Raw genomic sequence first — 21699 nt, 5'->3', positions numbered from 1 at the left:
CCTACGCCCCCTGCGCCGTGCGCAGGTGATCGAGCACCTGATCGCGCGGGCCATCGACCACCAGCCGTCCAGAGGCCAGCACGCTGGTGCGGTCGGCCAGCGCGAGGATCGGCACCCGGTGGGTGGCGACAATCGCCGTGCGGTCGGCCAGCCAGGTCTCAAGCCGCGAGATCAGCGTCTTTTCCAGCGTCTGGTCCAGTGCGGCGGTCGGTTCGTCCAGCAGGCACACATCCGGGTCCTGCAGCCACAGCCGCGCCCAGCCGATGGATTGCCGTTGCCCCATGGACAGGCCTTCGCCCCCGTCCCGGATGGGCAGGTCGAGCCCTTGAGGGTGGCCCTTGACGAAGGGGCCCAGCCCGGCGAAATCCAGCGCCTCGAACAGGCGGTCGTCGTCGCGCTCCATCATGTTGAGGTTCAGGTTGTCACGCAGGTTGCCGTGGAACAGCCGAACGTCCTGCCCCAGATACCCCAATGACCGGCGGATATCGCGCATGTCGATCTGGTTCATGTCGGTGCCGTCGATCAGGATCGACCCGGAGGTCGGCGCATAGAGACCCGACAGCAGCTTGAGCAGCGTGGATTTGCCAGACCCGTTGGTGCCCAGGATGGCCAGCGTCTGACCGGGCTGGATCACGAGGCTCGGAATATCCAGAACCGAGGGGCTTTCGGCATCATAGCGGAAGGTGACTTCGCGCAGCTCAAAACGCCCTTCGAGCGTTTCGCGACGCAGGTACTTGCGGTCTTCCTGACGGTCCTGCGGCAGGTCGGCAATCCCGTCCAGCGCATCGAGCGCAGCCTTGACGTTGCCCCAGCGTGCCATGATGCCCGAAAGCTGCGTCAGCGGCGCCAGCGTCCGCGAGGTCAGAATGCCCACCGCAATGATCGACCCAACCGTGAATTCCCCCGCAAAGACAAGGTAGGTGCCCGCGATCACGGCCCCCACATAGGTCGCCTGCTGCACGCCCTGGCTCCAGAACGTGAGCGCTGCGGCCAAGCGGCGTTGTTCGGACGATTTCAGCGCCTGCACCGAGGTCAGCTCTTCCCACTGGCGGGCAAAGCGGTCTTCGGCGCGCTGGGTCTTGATCGTGTCCAGTTCGGTCACGGTCTCATTGAGCAGCCGCGATTGTTTGGTGGAGGCACCCTGCATTTCGCGGGTGATGCGGATCATCTTCTTCTGCAGGAAGAACCCCGGGATCACCATCAGCAGCGCACCCGCGACCAGCACCCAGACCACGCTGCCTGCAATGGACCAGACCATCAGCAGGAAGAGCACGATAAAGGGAATGTCTGCCAACGCGCCCACGGTGCCCGCGGTGAAGAACTCGCGCACCGACGAGAATTCCCGCATCGAGGCGAAAAGCTGCGAGGGCGACCGCCCGGCCGCATCCGACCGCATGCCCAAGAGCCGGTTCAGCAATGTCTGCTGGACACCGGTTTCGATCTGCCGTCCAGCCCCGTCCAGAAGCGTGGAGCGTGCCACCTTGAGAAACGCCTCGAGCATGAGCGCCATCGCCGCACCGATGGCCAGCACCCAGAGCGTGGCCGAGGATTGATGCGGGATCACCCGGTCATAGACCTGAAGCGAGAACAGCGCGACCGACAGGGCCAGCACGTTCGCCACGAAAGACCCAAGCGCGACTTCGCCGAACTGGCGGCGGTAATTGGAAAAGCTGCCCCAGAACCAATGGGCCTTCTCTCCTGCGTCGGTATGCGTGTCCACCAGCGTCTGAACCGGCGCTTCACCGCGCACCAGAACGCCGCTGTAGAAGGGCGCGAATTCCGCAACGTCCACGCGTTCGGTCTTGCCTTTGGCCGATGGGTCCCAGATCGTCAGGGTCATGCGATCCTGTGACAGGACCAACACCGCCTGCCCGTTGGTCATCAGCGCAATCGCCGGCCAATGATCGGGTGTCGGGCGCGGCACATGCAGCCCCTGCGCCAGCATCCCGGCGGCCTTGGCCCCGGCGATCAGCGCGTCCTGCCCCACCAGCCCGTTGGCGTCCTGATGCAGGCTGATGGCCTCGGTGATGTCGCTCGCCACCGTGGTCAGACCCAGACGGCCCGCATAGGTGCGGATCAGCTCGGTCCGGGCGCGGACGCGGTCGGAATAGCGCGGGGCGCGTTTGGGTTCATTTGCAGGCTTGACCCCCTGCGGGACCATCCGCAGGACCGCGTTCTTTGCGCGTCCCGACAGAAGGGTGATGTTGTTGACGCCGCTCAAATTTTTGCTCCATCGGCAAGAACGCCCAATCGCTTGGCTGCGTCCAGTTCGGCACGTGCGGCCTGAAATTTCAGGTCGAGTTGTTTTTCAAGCGCCCTCAGGAAAGTCTCGTAGACGCTGACCACATCCATCACCTGACGCGTGCCCGCATCATATTGGCGCTGGAACAGGTCGAGATTGGTCTTGGCCTGCGCCGTCAGCCCTTCGGCCTCGGCGGCCTGCCGCGTCAAAGCGGCGATGCTGCGCTGATCGGCCTCTATGGCGCGGCGCGAGATATCCTCGGCCTCGGTCACCTTGCGGTCAGCGGTGATCTTGGTGGCCTCGATGGCCTGCAAGGAGGCACCTGTGCCGATGCCGAGCATCTGTTCAGTGTTGACACTCAGCGCCAGACCTTCGCCGCCATTGCGCACACTGCCCCCGGCGGACAGGCCCGGCAGATGCGCCGCGCGGGCGATCTTGGCCTGCGCCAATTGCCGATCACGGTCGACCCTGGCGCGCAGCACGTCAAGCGACTGGGTTGCAGGCGTGGCCCCCATCCCGTGCAAACCGCGCTGGTCCGCCAGCGACACCGCCGACATTGCGTTGAGTTCCGCCACGGCGCGGGTGGTCTTTTCACGCGCCGCGGCATCACGGGCCCGCAGATCGGCCAGTTTCTGTTTCAGCACATTGAGGTCCGAGAAATCCGATACACCGCCTTTGACGCGCTCGTTCATCGCCCATTCGAACCGGCCCATATCCTTCAGCGCCTGACCATAGAGATCCGCCGCCGCGCGGCCTTCTTCGGCCTGTAGGTACAGCACCAGCCCGTCATGAACCCGGTCATTGCTGCTTTCCGACAGCGCCACGGCGGCCAGTTCGACATCCGCCCTGGCCAGATCGCGTTCGGCCTTCTTGCGGCCATTGTCGAACAGCACCTGGTTGATCACCAGGTCGGCCACCAGATCGCCCAGCGATGTCAGCGTGATGCGCGGAGAAATCGTTGGCCACCAGTTCTTGGACGCGGCCTCGGCGCGCAGTTGCGCCACCTGCAACTCGGCTTCGGCGACGCGCGCATCGGCGGCCAGCACACCTTCGGCCACTTGGGCATAGGCGCTGCCGGGCGTCAGAACGCTTTGTCGCGATGCCAGTTCTGCAATGATCGGTGACGCCTCTTGCGTCGTGACCTCCATGGGTGCGGCTGTCTGTGTCTCGCCTGCGATGTCCGTATTTGCGTCCAGTTGGGCGGACAGGAACCGCGACACGGTCCCGGCGCCCATGTCCTGCATACATCCGGAAAGCGCCGTTACCGCCAGCAGAGCCCCTGCCATGGCTCCTGTCGTCTGTCTCATGTCTTGCGAGCCCCCGCCTTTGGCTTCTTTTTGTGTCGGGGCTCGGGCCGTCACCGCGACGGCCCGAACGATACGATCCTCTTCAGATGGTTGAGACGGTGTTGATGTCGTCGTCGATCAGCACGGTTGCGTCGCCAAGCTCGTAGACGTTGAAATTTGTCCCGTCCTCGGACCGGGATCCCGTGCGCGTGGCACCGGCGATCCGGACGGTTTCGTCCGAGTTGCCCAGCACCTTGACCGTGTTGTCCTCGCCGGTGATCGCGACGATCTGCGCCTCGGTGATGGTCAGCGTCGCTTCCTCGGTGAACTCGAGGTCGATCGTGTCGATTTCCCGACCGCCGATATTGCCTGCAAGGTTCACGTTGCTCTGGCTGGTATTGGGATCGTCCAGCACCACGTAGGTGCCCGAACTGTTGCCCGCGCCATCGGTGGCCGTCACCACAAGGTGCGATCCATCCGGCACAACGTTGTTGAACGTGAAGGTGGTTTCCCCCAGAGCGCTGTTGTCCTGAGCGTTGAACCCGACGTTCTGCGACCCTGCGTTGCCGACCCGTTCGATCACCACGTCGTTGTCCGTGGTCTCGAGGATGATGCCGCGCGCCGCCTGGCTCTGGTCCCAGGTGATCGCGGTCATGTCCGGTGCATCCGGGGCCACGTTGTCCACCACCATGGTCTCCGAGATCGATTTGGTGTTGCCCGCCCGGTCCGTCGCCGCGATCTGGATTGAGACGTTTTCACCATCAACCGTGGGGATCACGCTGGCGGGCACCGCCACCGACCATGCGCCACTTGCGCTGACCTGCGCCTGCATCTGCCGGCCCGCGATCGTCACCACGACGCTCGAGCCCTGTTCGACCTGGCCGGTCAGGGTAAAGCCCTGCGCCGATTCTGCTTCGCTGACCACGCCATCGCTGCCCCCCGGCTGGTTGGACGAGGTGAGCGGCACGACCTCGGTATCGACCTGGAACGTCTTGGAGGTGGTCGCAGTGTTGCCGGCGCGATCCTCGGTGCTGATCTGGGCCGTTGTCGTGTAGGTGCCATCCGGCAGATCGAAGGCCGAGAAGCTGGCCGTCCAGTTGCCGTTTGCATCCACGTTCGCCGCCCGGCTCACGCCTGCCACCACAACAGTGACCGTCGCACCCGGTTCGGTTGTCCCGCTCAGCGTGACGCCCTGTGCCTGTTCGGCGTCGTTCACGATATTGTCGGCTGTCACGGGGTTCGGGCTCACGGCGAAATTGCGCACGAAGGTGTCGACCATGACGGTGTCGGAGCGCGTCAGTTCATTGCCCGCCGCATCGACGGTATGGGCCGTGATCTGCGCCTCGTATTCGCCGGGGCGGATCTCGCCGGCGGCGTAAGTCGCGCGCCAGGTGCCGAAGCTGTCGGTCTGCACGGTCTTCGAGACACCGTCCAGCATCACGTCGACCATCTGGAACGGCGTCGACGTGCCGGTGATCATCACCCCGTCCGAGGCTTCGACCTCGTTCACGATATCGTCGGTCTCGACCGCTTCGGGGCTGATCGTCAGCAGGCCCGCATCTGTGTCGAAGATCACGCTGCGGGTCTCGACGGCGGTGTTGCCCGCGATGTCGGTGGAACTGGCGGTGAGCGTCGCGGTCTGTTCGCCGGCCGGCAGTTCGCCGGCAAGGAAGGTCGCGGTCCAGTTGCCCGCGGCATCCACGCTGGCCTCGCGGGAAAAGCCCCCCAGCGTCACCGACACCGAAGCCCCCGGTTCGGTGGTGCCGGTCACGGTCATGCCCAGTGCGGCCTCTTCGGCATTGACGATGCCATCGGCGCCGCCTGCCTGGCTGGTGATGTCGAAATTGCGCACCCAGGTATCGAGCCGAACCTCGCCGGACGCCTCGCTGACATTGCCGTTGCCATCGGTCGCGGCGGCATTGATCGTCAAGTCCTGCTCGCCCACGGGGATCTCGGTCGCGATGAACGTCACCGACCAGTTGCCCTGCGCATCGACAGAGGCGCTGCGGCTGTAGCCGTTCATTTCCACCACGACGGACGACCCGATATCGGTCGTGCCGGTGATCTGCACCCCGTCGCCGCGTTCATCGGCATTGATGATGCCGTCGGTTTCGATGGTTGCGGTGTTGATCGTCACACCCGAGACAGTGTCGATCTCGATGCCGTCATTGACCGTGGTCGAGTTGTTGAAGCTGTCGGTCGCGATGACCTGGATGTCGGCGATGTATTCGCCGCGCTCGAAGGTCGAACTGGTCAGCGTGACGCTCCAGTTGCCCTGCGCGTCGACATCGGCGACATGGCTCACGCCGCCCGCGATCAGGACCACGGTCGCACCGATCTCGGTGGTGCCGGTCACCGTCGCGCCACCGTCGAATTCGATGTCGGTGATGATCTCGCCGGTCGCCGTCGTGCCGCTTGTGATCGCCAGAGGCGGCGGCGTGGTGTCGATGAGGATGTCCGGACCGACCAGATCGGTGTCACCGTCTTCGCCGGTCACCGTCACATCCGCGGTATACTCGCCATCCGCCGGGAAATCCGGGCCGGTGAAGATCACGTCCCAGGTGCCGTCCGACCCGGTTGTGGTGGTCCCGGTCTTGTCGCCGATCACGACAACGACGGTGTCGCCTTCGTTGGCCGTGCCGCTGACCAGGACGGTCCGGTCCTCGTCGGTCAGCCCGTCGCCACCGATCACGTATTCGCCATCGTTGACCGTCGGAGGTTTCGGTCCGCCGCCGTCGCCGTCATTGCCGACAAGGCCGCCACCGCCATCGCCATTTCCGCCGATTACCGCGGCTCCGGTCGCGACCGCCGCTCCACCTGCCAGCCAGGGCAACATGCCGCCGCCGGCCAGAAGACCGGCCGCCAGCATCGACACCCCGCCCTCGTTCTCGGCGGCGACGAAATCTCCCGCCACCACTTCGGCGCGGTCAAAGAAGATGAGCGCGTCGTCCGGGCTCCATTTGCCCCAGGCCGCGACATCGCCGTATTGCGCAAACAGCGCGCCGCCGTCGCCTTCGGCAAAGGCCACCTCGCTCAGCACGCCTTCGGTGCTGAGGAACAAGCGGCTCGACGCGTCTGCGCCAAAGTAATCTTCAAGCACGATCACCCGCCCATCAGCGAGCGTGATCTGCAGGTCATTCCCGGCGCGGTCATAGCCGCGCAGGTCCGATCTGTGAAGGTTGAGAGAAATTTCGCGGCCATTTGCGGCGTCGATCAGATACCCCTGATCCTTTGCACCAACCACACCACGTTCGATTGCACCCGTACCTGTACGGACAACGAAATTAATCGCATTCATAACTACACCGCTCTACCTCAGGGCCGCCCGTCTTCGGGTTCGGCTTATTTTTTTCTATCTTTCGATAGAACAGAAAAACCATTGGTCAAAGCATTGATTGTGGCGAAATTTCGTTTTTTTCCCCTTGCAAGCAAAGTGTTGCGAGAAAATTACGGTCAAAATGCGGCTAAAACCGGGCAATCACGGCGTGCGTAGAGGCGGCATTCTGGGCCGCGAGCCCCATCCGCACAGCCCAGGCGCCGTCCAAGATCGACACCTCCGGAACCCCGCCATTGCGCACCAGGTCAAGGAACCGCGCGTGCTGGTAGAAGGTCGAGCCGTTGTGGTCCCCGGCCTCGAGAATCCTGGGGTCCACAGGGATATCCACAGCCTGCGGCCCCTTGGGATTGCGCGGGCTGACGATCACCTGCGGCACCGGCGAGGCGCCCAGATGGGTCGGCCAGAACCGGCCCGGCCCCGGCACCAGCGCCTCGATCTTGCCGTTCGGCCCCACGGCGGTGATCTCTTCCTGATAGCGCGAGCCTTCGGCATACATGCACAATTCCAGCATCGCCCGCGCGCCATTGGCGAAATCGACGATCACATAGGCGCTGTCCCAGATGTCGGGCACCTGGCCATCATGGGTTTCCTCCAGGTGGTTGACCTCCTGCCCGGCGCTGGCGGTGATCCGCACCGGGTCCGAGCCAAGGATCAGCCGCATCAGGTCGAAGAAATGGCAGCACTTTTCCACAAGCGTGCCACCGGTGTTGCGGTTGAACCGGTTCCATTCGCCCACCTTGTGCAGGAAGGGAAACCGGTGCTCGCGGATCGTCAGCATCTTCACCCCGCCGGTGGCGCGCTGCACCTCTTGGGCGAAGATCTGGATCGGCGGCATGTAGCGATACTCCATCGCCACCCAGATCGGCGCCGGGTAGACTGCGGCGATCGCCTCGACCCGCGCGAGATCGGCCGGGTCGGTATAAAGCGGCTTTTCCATCAGCAGGGGCAGCGGGTTCAGTTCCGCGATCTGCTCGAGAGCATCGACATGGCAATGGTTCGGGCTGGCAACCAGAAGACAATCCAGATCATCGCGGGCCAACAGATCCTCGATCGACGCATGGAGCATGGCATCCGGCACGATCGCCTTCGCCGCCGCCGCCATGATCTCGTCCGGTTCGAAGATCGCCGCAACGCGCGCGCCGTCAAGCAAGGCGATGTTGCGCAGATGCTCCTGGCCCATCATGCCGCATCCGATGATTCCGTAGTTGATAGTCTTCATGATTGCCCTTCAGGTGGTGTGCGCGACTGGGCGCACCTTGTGTGATGCGCGCGGCGTGGCGCGGCTCATGTGATGCGCGCGACGTAGCGCGCGACGTCCGTGTTGATCCAGTTCCACGAGGCTTCGGCGGCCTCGCCTTCGGGGCCGTGGCTGACCCGCGTCGCCCGCATGCAGGGCTGACCGGCAGACAGGCCAAAGGTCGGCGGTGCCCACTCCGGCACCGCGGCCAGGTCAAGCCGGTCCACTGCCTTGGTGATCCAGAGCCCCAGCGACTCCCGGTAGTAAAGGTAGAGCGACTCGCGCAGCGCCTCGACGTCGATCACATCGGTGTAGGACCCGTCCAGCCAGATCTCCTCGAGCACCGCCGGCACGTCGTTGAGACGCCGCAACCGCCGGATCCGGTGCCCCTGGTCTGAGGCACCGAAGGGCGGAAAGCCGTCAGGCTTGGCAAGCCGGTCCACCGACAAGAGCTCTGCCGTGGGCAAGCCCCCTCCTTCGATCAATTCGACCCGGAAAAACGCGTAGACCGATTGCGTGTCCTCTTGCGCGCAGATGTAGTTGCCCGACCCCTGTACCCGATCCAGCAGGCCCAGCGCGGTCAGTTCCTCCAGCGACTTGCGCAGCGTTCCGACAGAGATTCCGAGGTTGGCCGCCATGTCCCGCTCGGGTGGCAGGCGTTCGCCATCCACCAGCCGCCCAGCCTGGATATCCCGGATCAGCAATTCGCTGATCTGGACATATTTCGGCAGGGCGTGGGTATCGGACATTTCTCGCACCAAGAATTGATACACTATTGATCTACATTTTTGACGGTGCTACGCAAGAGGAAATGATGCCTTCCGGAGACACCTTATGACCATCGTGCCGATCACCTCTCCCGACCTCGACGCGGTCGAGGTCTCGTGGTTCGCGGCGCTGTGCTCGGACGATTACGAATTCCTTGGCGTGCCGGACGGAAAGCTGCGCTCCAGCTTTGCGCATTGCTCTTCCATCGTGAAAGAGGCCGAAGCGCAAGGTTTCCGCAACATCCTCTGCCCCTCGTCCTACCAGGTGGGTCAGGACACGCTGTCCTTTGTCGCCGGCTGTGCGCCGATCACCGACAAGATCAACATGCTGGCCGCCGTGCGCTGTGGTGAGATGCAACCGATCATGCTGGCGCGGACCATCTCGACGCTCGATCACATGCTCGAGGGGCGGCTGACGGTGAACATCATCTCGTCGGACTTTCCGGGCGAGAAAGAGGACAGCGCCCTGCGTTACCAGCGCAGCCGAGAGGTCGTCGAAATCCTCAAACAGGCCTGGACGCAGGACGAGATCACCTACAAGGGTGACGTCTACGATTTCGAGGGCCTGACCACCGATCCCGCCAAGCCGTACCAGACCGGCGGTCCGCTGCTGTATTTCGGCGGCTATTCCCCCGCCGCGCTGGAACTTTGCGGTCAACATTGCGATGTCTACCTGATGTGGCCCGAACCCAAGGATCAGCTTGCCCAGCGGATGAAGGACGTGAACGCCGTTGCCGAACGCTATGACCGCACGCTGGATTACGGGCTGCGCGTGCATGTCATCGTCCGCGACACCGAGGCCGAAGCCCGCGAATACGCGCAGCACATCGTCAGCCAGCTGGACGACGACCAGGGCAAGACGATCCGCGACCGCGCGCTGGATGCGACGTCGCTGGGCGTGTCGCACCAGTCGAAAAACCGCGAACTGGCCGACATGGAGGGGTTCGTGGAACCGCATCTGTGGACAGGTGTGGGCCGTGCCCGGTCGGGCTGCGGTGCGGCGCTGGTCGGGTCCACCGATCAGGTGCTCAGCGAGTTGGAACAGTACCAGAAGATGGGCATCCGCGCATTCATCCTGTCAGGTTATCCCCACATTGACGAATGCCGTCATTTCGGCAGCCGCGTTTTGCCGCAGTTGAAAACCGTACAACTGAACGAAGCGTATGGGCGCCTGCCGAACGGCACCCCCGCAACCCCACTTGGAAATGGAGTCCGTCGCTAATGGATCGTGTCAAGCTGAACGAAGCCCTCGAAATGAGCCGCCTTGTCTATGGCATGTGGCGCCTGGGCGACGATGCCGACACCAGTGTGGACCATATCCGCAACAAGATCAGCGCATGCCTCGACCAGGGCATCACGACCATGGATCAGGCGGATATCTATGGCGGTTACGAGGCCGAAGAGATCCTGGGAACCGCGCTCACACCGGAACTGCGCAACCGGATCGAGATCGTCAGCAAATGCGATATCGTGGCTCCGGTGGGCCGCTATTCGGACGCGAAGGTCAAGCATTACGACACCAGCCGCAAACATATCATGGCCTCGGTCGAGCATTCGCTGCGGCTGATGAAGATCGACCATATCGACCTCTTGCTGATCCACCGTCCCGACCCGTTGATGGATGCCTGCGAGACCGGCGCGGCGCTTGACGAGCTTGTCGAGGCAGGCAAGGTGCGCGCCGTCGGCGTGTCGAATTTCCGCCCCTGGGATTGGGAGTTGTTGCAGGCGTCGATGAAGACACAATTGGTCACCAACCAGATCGAGATCAGCCTGCTGCATCACGCGCCCTTCACCAATGGCGACATCGCCTTCCACCAGAAGAATGGCCAGCCGTTGATGGCATGGTCGCCGCTTGGCGGTGGTGCGCTTTTTGACGTGAAGAACGCGGCCCTGCGCACCGCGCTCAAGACCGTCGGCGACGACCACGGCGTCGATGAAGCCGCCGTTGCGGTGGCCTGGCTCTTGGCGCATCCGGCCCGCATTCTACCTGTCCTCGGCACCAACAATCTGGACCGTGTCGCCCGCATCGGCGATGCTGCCAAGATACAGATCGACCGGGAGACATGGTTTGACCTCTACACCCACGCCCTTGGCCATGAAGTGGCCTGAGAACAGCGATGAACGCCTTGACACACAGCTTTGACCCCGCGCAGGACAACGCCCGCGACTTTCGCGCGGCCCTTGGCCGTTTTGGCACCGGTGTCACGGTTGTGACCTGCGACGCTGGTGACGGACCGCTGGGCATCACCGCGAACAGCTTTGCCTCCGTGTCGCTCGATCCGCCGCTGGTGCTGTGGTGCCCGGCCAAATCATCGACCCGCTATCCGTTCTTCATGGCGGCGGACCATTTTGCGATCCATGTCGTCGGAGCGGATCAGGCGGACCTGTGCCAGGCGTTTGCGCGCGAAGGCAACGCCTTCGACCAGTTCGACTGGAAAAAGAGCGCACGGGGCGTGCCCCTTCTGAGCAACTGCCTGAGCCGGTTCGAATGCTCCAAGGTGGCAGAACATGACGGCGGCGACCATTCCATCGTGATCGCGCAGGTCAGCAGGGTGACCACACGCGAAGGCGCGCCGCTTTTGTTTTACAGCGGACGTTACGGAGGGTTTACTGAGCCGACATAGACCGCCCCGACAAGATCAACAATCGGGGCCATCGGCGAGGAGGCCGGTGGGGGACAAGGGAGGAGGCCAGGGATGGCCATTTTGCTGGGGCTTCTGACCCCATTCCAGGTGTTCAACGACATTGTTCTGCGCATCGGTCGCGGGATCGCCGTCGTTGCCATCGGCCTGATGGTCTGCGCCATCCTTCTGCAGGTCTTCTGTCGCTACGTGCTGGGCAATGCCCTGCCCTGGCCAGAAGAGCTGGCGATTTTTCTCATGCTCTGGATGACCGCCGCCATTGCGCCCTCGGCCTATCGGCGCGGCGGGTTCGTGGCGCTCGAGATCCTGTCCTCTGCCCTGCCCAAACGCGGCGCGGCCGTGCTGGCGCTGGTGCTGCTGCTGATCTCGGGGCTGGTGCTTTTCATCGGCGCGCAGATGGGTCTGGGCGAAATGACCAGCCTTGCCGGCAAGTTCAAGAGCGCCTCGCTCAAGTATCCGTCGCCGGATGGCTGGGTGAAGATGCCCAATTCCTGGCAGATCGCATCACTTGTCACCGGGCTGTGCCTCTTGTTCATCGTGAATATCGAACTGGTTCTACGCAATCTCATCACGCTGGCCGGAGGGGAAGACCGCCTGCGCTCCAACCTCGATGCCGAATTGACGGTGGAGTAATCCCATGCTGGTCTGGTTTCTTCCCCTTTTCCTGCTGTTCCTGATGATCGGATTGCCGGTCTTCTTCGGCATGCTGGCAGCCCCCGGCATCCTGCTCTGGCTCAATGGTCAGGACCGTGACCTGATCCTGCTTTATCGCAATGTCTATAATGGCATGGCGTCCTTCCCGCTGATGGCGATCCCGTTCTTCATGCTGGCGGGAGAGTTGATGAATCGGGGCGGCATCACCATGCGGCTGGTGGAATTCAGCCAGGCGATGATGGGCCATTTCCGCGGCGGTCTGGCGCATGTGAACGTGCTGTCCTCGATGCTGTTCGCCGGGCTGTCGGGATCTGCCGTGGCCGACACATCGGCGCTGGGGTCCATGCTGATCCCCGCGATGGAGAAAGAGGGCTACACCCGCAAATTCGCCGCCGCGATCACCGCCGCCAGTTCGGTCATCGGCCCGATCATCCCGCCCTCGGGCATCATGATCATCTACGCCTACGTGATGGGCGAGTCGGTCGCCGCGCTGTTTCTGGCGGGCATCGTGCCCGGCATCCTGGTCGGTCTGGGCCTGATGATCATGGTCAAGTTCCAGGCCGACCGCTATGACTTCCCCGCGTCGCGCAGCAAGGCAAGCTGGGGGGAACGCGGCCAGGCGTCGCTCAAGGCCTTCTTCCCGCTGATGACGCCGGTGATCATCCTCGGCGGCATCCTTGGCGGTGTCTTTACCCCCACCGAAGCCGCCGCCGTTGCCGTAGGATATGCGATCATCGTCGGCATGTTCATCCTGCGCACCCTGAGGCTGGGCGATCTGCCCGACGTGTTCATGCGCGCCGCCATGACATCGGCCACGGTGCTGTTGCTGGTGGGCGCGGCGATGGCGTTCAAGACAGTGGTGTCGCTGTCGCACACGCCGGAAATCCTCGCCGAGTTCGTGCTGGGACTGAGCGAGAACCCATTGATCCTGCTGTTCCTGATCAACCTTCTTCTGTTCGTCGTCGGCATGTTCCTCGATGCCGGTCCCGCGATCATCATCCTTGGTCCGATCCTCGGTCCGATCTTTGTCGATCTCGGTGTCGATCCGATCCATTTCGCCATCATCATGTCGGTGAACCTGACCGTGGGGCTGGCCACACCGCCGATGGGGCTGGTGCTGTTCGTTGCCTCTTCCGTGTCGGGCGAACGGGTCGAGACCATCTCGAAGGCGATCCTGCCGTTCCTGGCCATTGAAATCATCGTGATCTTCCTGATCACCTTCATCCCCGAAATATCCATGACCGTTCCGCGCCTCACGGGGTTTGCGGACTGACATCTGCGGGTCACAGGACCCGTGTAACCGACCCAAGGAAGCAACAGGGAGAATACCAATGCTCAAAGGTCTTACCACAGCGGCGCTGACAGCCGCATTGCTCGCCGGGAGCGCGATCACCGCAGCGGCGCAGGATTTCACCATCCGCGCGACCGCCAATTCGAACGAGAATGACGAGGATTACGATGGTCTCGTCGTCTTCAAGAACCATGTCGAGAACGCCTCGAACGGGCGCATCGGGGTCGAGCTTTTCATCGGCACGCAGCTGTGCTCGGGCGGCGCGGAGTGCCTTCAGGGTGTCGCGGACGGGTCGATCGACGTGTTCGTGACCACCTCGGGCGGCGCGGCCGGCATCTTCCCCTACGTCCAGGTTCTGGATCTGCCGTATCTCATGTCGGATGACCGCGTCGCGGAACACGTGCTGTCGGGCGATTTCACCCGTACGATGCGCGACATGGCGCTCGAGGACAGCGGCGACACGATCCGCATCATGACCATCGGCAACACCGGCGGCTGGCGCAACTTCGCCAACACGCAGCGCCGGGTGGCACAGCCCTCCGACCTCGAAGGGCTGAAAATCCGCACCGTGGTCGCCGACCTGCCGCAGGAACTGGTCAAGGTGCTGGGCGCCTCCCCGACGCCGATCAGCTGGCCGGAATTGTTCACCTCGCTCCAGACAGGTGTGGTGGATGGATCGAAGAACGGCATCACCGATATCATGGGCATGAAGTTTCCGGATGCGGGCCTGCAATACCTGACGCTGGACGGCCACGCCTACATGGGTGCGATCTGGGTGATGAACAACGAAAAGTTCCTGTCCATGCCCGAAGACCTGCGCCGCGTCGTTGTTGACGGCTTTGCCGCGCTTCAGCAGGCGACATTCGCGTCACCCAAGCGCAAGTCGATCCAGGCCTACGAGGAGTTCGTCGCCGGCGGTGGTGACCTGTATGTGCCGACACCGGAAGAAAAAGAGGCCTTCCGCGAAGCCGCGTCGCCGGTGTTCGACTGGTTCCAGGAGAATGTCGAAGGGGGCCCGCAAATCTTTGAAGCGCTGACCACGGCGGTGGAAGAGGCCGAGGCCGATCTGGCCGCGGAATACGAAGCCGACCTGAACTGATCCGTTTCGGCATGCATGACGGGGCCTCGGAGGAAACTCCGGGGCCTTTTTCGTGGGCAGGTGCCGGAGCATGGCCCGGCCCGTGATTGTCAGAGAAGAAGCGGCGCCGCCCCGTTGGGCCTGACGGTTCTCTCAAATCCCCGATTGAACGGGCGACCTGTGCTCCGGGGGTGCCGGAGCCTGTAAAGACCGGTCTCTCAAGGTCAGCCTTCCGGCATATGAGAGAAGTGTCAGTGTCGTGTCGCGGCATGGGAGTGACCCTTCCCGCTCAAAGCGCTTTGTGGCGTGGGGTATGCGGCAAGGGTGATTAACAGGTGGGAAATGGGGCGAGCGATGGGTGTAGCCGTAGGGTGCGTGAGATCACGCACCGCGGTCTTTCGTGATGGAAAGGTGCGTGAGATCACGCACCCTACGGTTCCGGAGGCAAATATTTCGCAAAAAACCGATTCTGGTGCATGGTCGGTGCATTGAAGCAATGAATTGAAAAGGATCACCGCCATGTCGAAGCCTGCCATAGCGATCACCGGAGACGGTCAGCTTTTCCAGATCTGGCCGACCCACGCCATGAAACGCTTTCCGATGGCGACGCTTTATGACCGAAGCCCCAAGGCCACGGGATTTCGGCAGGCCGAGGTTGATCTGGGTCGGCGCGGATTGCTTGATCCGACCGGACAGGCCGCTGCGCGGCGCATCGCGGACAACCTGACCAACCCGCCGGATGTCGATGCGACGGTGACATTCAAAGGTCCGTTGCAGAACGGAACGGTTACGGTCACATGCAGGAATGGCACCGAGAAGACGTTTCAGATTCGTCTGACCGCTTTGGACGATCACTCTGTCGAGCAGGGGTTCCACAATGTCGATGCCGCCATTGCCCGATGCCTGGCGGGGCCGATCATGGCCTGAGAGGCCGACTTTTCGCGCCGCCACACTCCCGCCACTTGCCCCTGCTAACCCGATCCGCAACACTCACCGAAACGGGTAGAGCCAGACCCGGTAGTCATCCACGAGCCGTTGCGCATGTTCGATCTGATCCGGCGTCATCTTCCTGACCACCTCCTCGACCGAGATGGCCGCGTCGGGGTCGCCGCCAATGGTGCTGAGTTGATACCACAGGAACGCGCGCACGAGGTCCGGGGCGGGCAGGCCGAGGCCGGTCTCGTAGTACCAGCCGACGCCCGATTGCGCGCCGGGGTGGCCCTTCATGGCGGACCGCAAGTACCAGTCGAAGGCACGGACATAGTCCTGATCGACCCCCAGCCCCAGCGCATACATGACGCCGATCAGTTCCTCGGCCTCGGCATTGCCCGACCGGGCGGCGGGCCAGAGCGCGTCATACGCCTCGTCAAAGCGACCGTCTTCCATCAGGTCGCGCGCGTCTTCGATATCGGCCAGCGCGGGCGTGGCCAGCACGAGACACAGGGCAAGATTGCGAAGAACGGTCATCTGGGTCTGCTCATAGCTCTGGTCACCGCCCCGGCGGCACTGGCGCAGCCGATCACAGCCGAGGATTTCATCGCCTTCGATGCCGATCAGGCGCGGTTGGGTCAACTGCTCTTTTACGACAAGATCCTGAGCGGAAACAGGAATATCTCGTGCGGAACCTGCCATCATCACGATCTTGGCGGAAGCGATGGAGTCTCGCTGGGGATCGGTGAGGGCGGCACGGATGTGGGGCCGAACCGGGATCCCGGCGCGGGGCCGGACCGGATCGCCAAGCGCATTCCGCGCAACGCGCCGGCGCTGTGGAACCTCGGGCACAGGGATGTGCGGGTGCTGTTTCATGACGGGCGGCTGGAGATATCGGACATTTACGGCAACGGTTTCGACAGCCCGGCCGAGGAATGGTTGCCGCAAGGACTGGAGACCATCCTGGCGGCGCAGGCGCTGTTCCCGATGACCTCGCAATTCGAGATGGCGGGCAATGTCGGCGAGAACGAGGTCGTCGGCGCGGTGCTGGACCGGGTGGATCTGGGCTGGCCGATCCTGGCCAAGCGGGTGCGCACGATCCCGGACTACGGCGCGATGTTCGTGCAGGCGTTCGACCATATCGACCGGCCCGAAGATGTCACGATTGTCGAGATCGCCAATGCGCTGGCGGCCTTCATCGGCACCGAATGGGCAAATTACGACAGTCCCTATGATGCCTTCCTGACCGATGGCACCCCGTTGCCGGACGATGCCGAACGCGGGCGGCAGCTGTTCTTTGGCAAGGCGCGCTGTGCGCAATGCCACAACGGCCCGTTGCTGAGCGATCAGGACTTTCACGCGATGGCCCTGCCGCCGTTCGGGCCGGGGCGCACGCGGCGCTGGGATCCGATCCCGCGCGATGTCGGGCGGATGGGCGCCACGGATGATCTTGAGGACGCGTATCGCTTTCGCACCCCGCCCTTGCGCAACGTCGCGCTGACCGCGCCCTACGGGCATAACGGTGCTTATGCGCAGCTTCGCGACATGGTGCGCCACATGGCCGATCCGGTGGCGATGCGCGCGGAATGGACACCGGAGCGCGCCGCACTGCCCGAAGTGCCGTGGTTGCACGAGATCGACTTCGTGATCCAGTCGGACAGCCTTGAGATGGCGCGCCATGCCGCAACGCTGGATGTGCGCCCGGTGCATCTGAGCGAGGCAGAGGTCGATGACATCGTCACCTTCCTGAACAGCCTGACCGGGGCGACAGCGCTGGACCGGCCGCTGGGGCGGCCCGAGAATGTGCCAAGCGGATTGCCTGTGGATTGAACCCGTCCGTCACGACGCCTTGAGGAATTCCCGGATCGCCGGCTGCTTGCCCGGCTTTTTCGACAGGCTCTTGAGCAGCTTGGCGAGTTTCGGTTCATTCACCCGTTTCGCAGCGCTCTTTGCGGTGAACCAGCGGCGTTTGCGTTCGCCCCGTTCTTTCCAGTTGCGCTTGAGGTGCTCGACCACCATCGGGTAGACATCGACGTGGCATTTCAGAGACGAGCCGTCCTCCAGCTTTTTCTTGTAGCTGTAGGTGCCGATCACCTCGCGCCCGATATATCCCACGGCACCCGCCTCTTCCAAGGCTTCGATCTCGGCCGCGGCCCAGGGCTTCTTGCCGTCCATCGTCCAGCCTTTGGGCATGATCCACCGCCCGGTATCGCGAGACGTCACCATCAGGACCTGGAAGGTGCCATCCTTTTTCCACCGCATCGGCAGGGCCGCAATTTGTTGTCCGACGTCAACCATGTCATGGATCGCAATTTATAGGCCTTGGTGCTGCTATGGACACAATATACGCCAAAAATGCAGGCTCTGCAAATTAACAAAGAGTGAGGAGTGAGTCCTCACAGCCCCGAGATGCGTCTGAGATGGCCCAGAACCTCGTCCACGCCCCTGTCATGACGCACGGCGGCGAAGACGAAGGGGCGGCCATCGCGCATCCTGGTGGCGTCGCGGTCCATCACGTCGAGCGATGCGCCGACATGCGGGGCAAGGTCGGTCTTGTTGATCACCAGGATGTCCGACCGGGTCAGCGCCGGGCCGCCCTTGCGGGGGATCTCTTCGCCTGCTGCCACGTCGATCACGTAAAGCGTCACATCCGCCAGTTCGGGGCTGAAGGTGGCCGACAGGTTGTCGCCACCGGATTCGATCAGCACCACTTCGACATCGGGGTGACGGCGGACCATCTCGGCCACCGCGGCAAGGTTGATCGACGCATCCTCGCGGATCGCGGTATGCGGGCAACCGCCGGTTTCCACCCCGATCACCCGGTCCTGCGGCAGGATCTGCATGCGCATCAAGGCTTCTGCGTCTTCCTGCGTGTAGATGTCATTGGTGATCACCCCGACGGAATGGCTGTCTTTGAGCCGCTTGGCCAGCGCTGCGGTGAGCGAGGTTTTCCCCGCTCCCACAGGCCCGCCGATGCCGACACGAAGGGGTCCGTTGCGGGTGCTCATGTGCGGAATATCCTTGGGCTGAGGGTTTCGTGACGCATTGCCGCGATGTCGGCAGCAAAGCTCTGGCTGGTCTGATCGTCAAGCGTCTTTGTCTCGGTCTCTGTTGCGATCTCGGAGCAGAGCGGCGCAAGGGCGGCGACGATGCGCTGCGCCTCGGTCTGACCCAGCGCCATCAGGCGTTGGCAGGCGGCAACCACGGCGCTGACCCAGGCGTGCAGGTACATCTGCACTGCCATTGTCAGGGGAAGCCCCAGATGCCGGATGCCCACGCCCAGCGTGACCGGGTAGGTGAGGTTCGTGGCATCGATGCCCCAATTGGCGCGCAGCTGGGCGCAAAATGCAGCCCCCTGCGCGTCGATCTCGAGCAGGCGTTCCCGGCTCGGGCAAAAGGCGCGCGCGATCCGGTCCACCGCTTGCGGATCGGCAGCAGTGGCTGCCGCTCGGATCAGGATCGCATCGCTGACCCCGTTGCCGTCGCGCAGCATGTCCGCGAGCCAGTCCTGCACCGTTGCAGGCGTAACCACCCCGTCGGCAATCGCCTGCTCCAGCCCGCTGGAATAGGCGAAGGCCCCGATGGGAAAGCCCGGCGACAGCCATTGCGCCAATGTCAGGATCGGCTCAGTGGGCGTGCGAATGGGTCCGTCCATGACCGTAGGCGCCTCCTTCCGGGGTGAAGGGTTCGACACGTTCGATCACCGTCGCCCCCAGCTTGCCCAGCATGTCGCGGATCACGTGATCAGGCTGGATCAGCAGGCGCGTGGCTTCGACCTGACAGGGCGTGTGGCGGTTGCCGATATGCCAGGCAAGGCGAACCAGGTTGTCGCCGGTGATTTCCAGAAGCGGCTCGGGCGCGGCAGCGATGGCGATATGGCGGCCATCCTCCAGGACAAGCGCGTCGCCGTGATCCAGCGAACTGGTCTGTTCGAGGTCCACCAGAATGTCTTCTCCGTCATCCGTCGTCAGCACGCGCCGCCGCAGGAACCGCGCCTCGTAGGACAGGGTCAACCGGCCTGCGGTGTCACCGTGATAATGTCGAACCAGAACCTGAGCCGCGTTCATGTTTCATTCAGCCTTTCGTGATGATCATGCATCATGGATGGACAGTATTTCGAATTGGGACTGGCAGATGCGCTTGGCAGCGTCCGGGCCGAGATCGCGGCGTTGAAAGACCGTGAACAGCATCTTCGCGCGGCCATTCTTGCCTCACCGCGCCGCGAAACCGGCCGGGAATTCGACGTGTTCATCCGCCGAACCACCTCGCGACGCCTGAACAGGGCCGCCCTGCCCGACGCGATCTTGTCTGACCCGCGATACTGGACCGAAACAGTGACCGAAACCGTTCTGACCCGTGCCCGAAACGGCCCCCCGCGCCGCTCTTTTGACCAGCCCGGCCCGGCCGGGCATATGTCCCGGAGGACGGAGCCAGAAGATAACGACATCATGGAAGACATGTGATCCCGTGCCTTCAAAACAGGAAATACCGCTGCGCCATCGGCAGAACCTCTGCCGGTTCACAGACCAGCAATTCGCCATCGGCGCGCACTTCATAGGTTTCGGGGTTCACCTCGACCTTGGGGGTTGCGGTGTTCAGCTTGAGGTCGGATTTGCCGATCCCGCGGGTGTTCTGCACAGCCAGCGTTTTCTTGGCGATGCCCAGCGTGTCGCCGATGCCGTCGGCCTGCGCCGCCTCGGACACGAACACCACCGCGGAATGTTCGACGCTGCGGCCGTAGGCCCCGAACATCGGCCGCGAATAGACCGGCTGCGGCGTCGGGATGGATGCGTTCGGGTCTCCCATCTGAGCACAGACAATCGTGCCACCCAGAAGCACCATCTCGGGTTTCACGCCAAAGAAGGCCGGGTTCCAAAGCACCAGATCGGCACGTTTGCCTTCCTCGATGCTGCCGATGTGCTGGCTGATGCCATGCGCAATCGCAGGGTTGATCGTGTATTTCGCGATATAGCGGCGGACGCGCATGTTGTCGTTGTCGCCGGTTTCCTCGGACAGCCGCCCGCGCTGCTTGCGCATCTTGTCGGCGGTCTGCCAGGTGCGGATGATCACCTCGCCCACGCGGCCCATCGCCTGACTGTCGGACGCGATGATCGAAAACGCGCCCATGTCGTGCAGGATGTCCTCGGCCGCAATCGTCTCGCGCCGGATGCGGCTTTCGGCAAAGGCGATGTCCTCGGGGATGGATTTGTCGAGGTGGTGACAGACCATGAGCATGTCCAGATGCTCTTCCAGCGTGTTCACGGTGAAGGGCCGCGTCGGGTTGGTCGAGGACGGCAGGACATGTTCCTCGCCGCAGATCTTGATGATGTCCGGCGCATGCCCGCCACCTGCCCCTTCGGTGTGGAAGGCGTGGATCGTGCGGCCCTTCATGGCCTTGACCGTGTGTTCGACAAAACCGCTCTCGTTCAGAGTGTCGGTGTGGATCATCACCTGCACATCCATCGCGTCGGCCACCGAAAGACAACAGTCGATGGCAGCCGGGGTGGTGCCCCAATCCTCGTGCAGCTTCAAGGCGCAGGCGCCCGCCTTGACCTGCTCTTCGAGTGCTGCGGGCAGCGACGCGTTGCCCTTGCCCGCAAAGGCAAGGTTCATCGGAAACGCATCCGCTGCCTGCAACATGCGGCCGATATGCCACGGTCCCGGCGTGCAGGTTGTGGCCAATGTGCCATGCGCAGGGCCGGTGCCGCCGCCCAGCATGGTGGTGAGGCCCGAATGCAACGCGTCCTCGATCTGTTGCGGGCAGATGAAATGGATGTGCGAATCGAACCCGCCAGCGGTCAGGATGCGCCCTTCGCCCGCAATCGCCTCGGTGCCCGGCCCGATGATGATGTCCACACCCGGCTGGGTGTCGGGGTTTCCCGCCTTGCCGATCTTGTGGATGCGCCCGTCACGCAGGCCCACATCGGCCTTGTAGACCCCGGTATGGTCCACGATCAGCGCATTGGTGATCACCGTGTCCACTGCGCCCTCGGCCCGCGTCGCCTGGCTCTGGCCCATCCCGTCGCGGATCACCTTGCCGCCGCCGAACTTGACCTCTTCGCCATAACCCAGCGCGTTCGACCCGCTGCCGCCGCGTGTCGCCGCCCCCACAGCCTCGGCGGTCAGGTCGCGTTCCACCTCGATGATCAGGTCCGTGTCAGCCAGCCGCAGCCTGTCGCCCACCGTGGGGCCGAACATGGCGGCATAATCGGCGCGTTTGATCTCTGCTGGCATG

Annotated in this window: 20 protein-coding genes; 9 read left to right on the top strand and 11 right to left on the bottom strand. The window is 63.4% G+C overall.

Annotated features, from left to right (window positions below; all coding sequences use genetic code 11):
- Position 1 precedes the first annotated feature (1 nt).
- The 5 genes from LCF60_RS04640 to LCF60_RS04620 form a co-directional block, all read right to left on the bottom strand.
- Complete coding sequence (locus LCF60_RS04640; RefSeq protein WP_292289990.1) at positions 2–2161, bottom strand: type I secretion system permease/ATPase; 2160 nt, start codon at positions 2159–2161, stop codon at positions 2–4.
- Positions 2162–2217: 56 nt separating this feature from the next.
- Positions 2218–3549: a TolC family protein gene (locus LCF60_RS04635; RefSeq protein WP_292289973.1), complete on the bottom strand. Its 1332-nt coding sequence runs from the start codon at positions 3547–3549 to the stop codon at positions 2218–2220.
- Between the two features lie 82 nt (positions 3550–3631).
- A complete protein-coding gene (locus tag LCF60_RS04630; protein ID WP_292289972.1) occupies positions 3632–6772 on the bottom strand; it encodes an Ig-like domain-containing protein in 3141 nt (1046 codons plus the stop codon).
- Between the two features lie 220 nt (positions 6773–6992).
- Positions 6993–8087: a Gfo/Idh/MocA family oxidoreductase gene (locus tag LCF60_RS04625; protein ID WP_292289989.1), complete on the bottom strand. Its 1095-nt coding sequence runs from the start codon at positions 8085–8087 to the stop codon at positions 6993–6995.
- 62 nt (positions 8088–8149) lie between these two features.
- Positions 8150–8851 carry a GntR family transcriptional regulator gene (locus LCF60_RS04620; protein WP_292289971.1) on the bottom strand — a complete coding sequence of 234 codons (702 nt, stop codon included), beginning with the start codon at positions 8849–8851 and terminating at the stop codon, positions 8150–8152.
- An 85-nt stretch (positions 8852–8936) separates the two neighbouring features.
- Here LCF60_RS04620 and LCF60_RS04615 point away from each other — a divergent pair, with 85 nt between their 5' ends.
- The 7 genes from LCF60_RS04615 to LCF60_RS04585 all read left to right on the top strand — a co-directional run bounded on the left by LCF60_RS04615 (position 8937) and on the right by LCF60_RS04585 (position 15461).
- A complete protein-coding gene (locus LCF60_RS04615; protein WP_292289969.1) occupies positions 8937–10091 on the top strand; it encodes an LLM class flavin-dependent oxidoreductase in 1155 nt (384 codons plus the stop codon).
- Positions 10091–10978 carry an aldo/keto reductase gene (locus tag LCF60_RS04610; RefSeq protein ID WP_292289968.1) on the top strand — a complete coding sequence of 296 codons (888 nt, stop codon included), beginning with the start codon at positions 10091–10093 and terminating at the stop codon, positions 10976–10978. Before LCF60_RS04615 ends, LCF60_RS04610 begins: the two co-directional genes overlap by 1 nt.
- Before the next feature lie 8 nt (positions 10979–10986).
- Positions 10987–11493 (top strand): flavin reductase family protein, encoded by a 507-nt coding sequence (locus tag LCF60_RS04605; protein WP_292289967.1) that lies wholly within the window; start codon positions 10987–10989, stop codon positions 11491–11493.
- A gap of 72 nt (positions 11494–11565) precedes the next feature.
- Positions 11566–12144 (top strand): TRAP transporter small permease subunit, encoded by a 579-nt coding sequence (locus LCF60_RS04600; RefSeq protein ID WP_292289965.1) that lies wholly within the window; start codon positions 11566–11568, stop codon positions 12142–12144.
- Between the two features lie 4 nt (positions 12145–12148).
- Positions 12149–13438 carry a TRAP transporter large permease gene (locus LCF60_RS04595; protein WP_292289963.1) on the top strand — a complete coding sequence of 430 codons (1290 nt, stop codon included), beginning with the start codon at positions 12149–12151 and terminating at the stop codon, positions 13436–13438.
- Between the two features lie 58 nt (positions 13439–13496).
- Positions 13497–14555, top strand: a complete 1059-nt coding sequence (dctP, locus tag LCF60_RS04590) for a TRAP transporter substrate-binding protein DctP (protein ID WP_292289962.1) — start codon at positions 13497–13499, stop codon at positions 14553–14555.
- A gap of 498 nt (positions 14556–15053) precedes the next feature.
- Positions 15054–15461 carry a hypothetical protein gene (locus LCF60_RS04585; RefSeq protein WP_292289960.1) on the top strand — a complete coding sequence of 136 codons (408 nt, stop codon included), beginning with the start codon at positions 15054–15056 and terminating at the stop codon, positions 15459–15461.
- A 63-nt stretch (positions 15462–15524) separates the two neighbouring features.
- On the opposite strand, the gene LCF60_RS04580 is transcribed toward LCF60_RS04585, so the two are convergent.
- Positions 15525–16001 carry a tetratricopeptide repeat protein gene (locus LCF60_RS04580; protein WP_292289988.1) on the bottom strand — a complete coding sequence of 159 codons (477 nt, stop codon included), beginning with the start codon at positions 15999–16001 and terminating at the stop codon, positions 15525–15527.
- A gap of 96 nt (positions 16002–16097) precedes the next feature.
- Between LCF60_RS04580 and LCF60_RS04575 the strand changes: the two genes are divergently transcribed.
- Complete coding sequence (locus LCF60_RS04575) at positions 16098–17294, top strand: cytochrome c peroxidase (protein ID WP_292289959.1); 1197 nt, start codon at positions 16098–16100, stop codon at positions 17292–17294.
- Between the two features lie 9 nt (positions 17295–17303).
- Here LCF60_RS04575 and LCF60_RS04570 read toward each other — a convergent pair whose 3' ends face one another.
- The 4 genes from LCF60_RS04570 to LCF60_RS04555 form a co-directional block, all read right to left on the bottom strand.
- Positions 17304–17726, bottom strand: a complete 423-nt coding sequence (locus LCF60_RS04570) for an NUDIX domain-containing protein (protein WP_292289958.1) — start codon at positions 17724–17726, stop codon at positions 17304–17306.
- Between the two features lie 134 nt (positions 17727–17860).
- On the bottom strand, positions 17861–18472 hold the full coding sequence (ureG, locus tag LCF60_RS04565; protein WP_292289957.1) for an urease accessory protein UreG: 612 nt from the start codon (positions 18470–18472) through the stop codon (positions 17861–17863).
- Complete coding sequence (locus LCF60_RS04560; RefSeq protein ID WP_292289956.1) at positions 18469–19119, bottom strand: urease accessory UreF family protein; 651 nt, start codon at positions 19117–19119, stop codon at positions 18469–18471. The genes ureG and LCF60_RS04560 overlap by 4 nt, the downstream gene beginning before the upstream one ends.
- Positions 19091–19531, bottom strand: a complete 441-nt coding sequence (locus LCF60_RS04555) for an urease accessory protein UreE (protein WP_292289955.1) — start codon at positions 19529–19531, stop codon at positions 19091–19093. The genes LCF60_RS04560 and LCF60_RS04555 overlap by 29 nt, the downstream gene beginning before the upstream one ends.
- Before the next feature lie 33 nt (positions 19532–19564).
- Here LCF60_RS04555 and LCF60_RS04550 point away from each other — a divergent pair, with 33 nt between their 5' ends.
- Positions 19565–19927 carry a hypothetical protein gene (locus tag LCF60_RS04550; protein ID WP_292289954.1) on the top strand — a complete coding sequence of 121 codons (363 nt, stop codon included), beginning with the start codon at positions 19565–19567 and terminating at the stop codon, positions 19925–19927.
- A 10-nt stretch (positions 19928–19937) separates the two neighbouring features.
- On the opposite strand, the gene ureC is transcribed toward LCF60_RS04550, so the two are convergent.
- Positions 19938–21698: an urease subunit alpha gene (gene ureC / locus LCF60_RS04545; RefSeq protein WP_292289952.1), complete on the bottom strand. Its 1761-nt coding sequence runs from the start codon at positions 21696–21698 to the stop codon at positions 19938–19940.
- Position 21699 lies beyond the last annotated feature (1 nt).

The organism is Marivita sp. (assembly GCF_020055635.1).
GTDB lineage: Bacteria > Pseudomonadota > Alphaproteobacteria > Rhodobacterales > Rhodobacteraceae > Marivita.
This window is presented reverse-complemented; position numbering and strand designations above follow the sequence as displayed.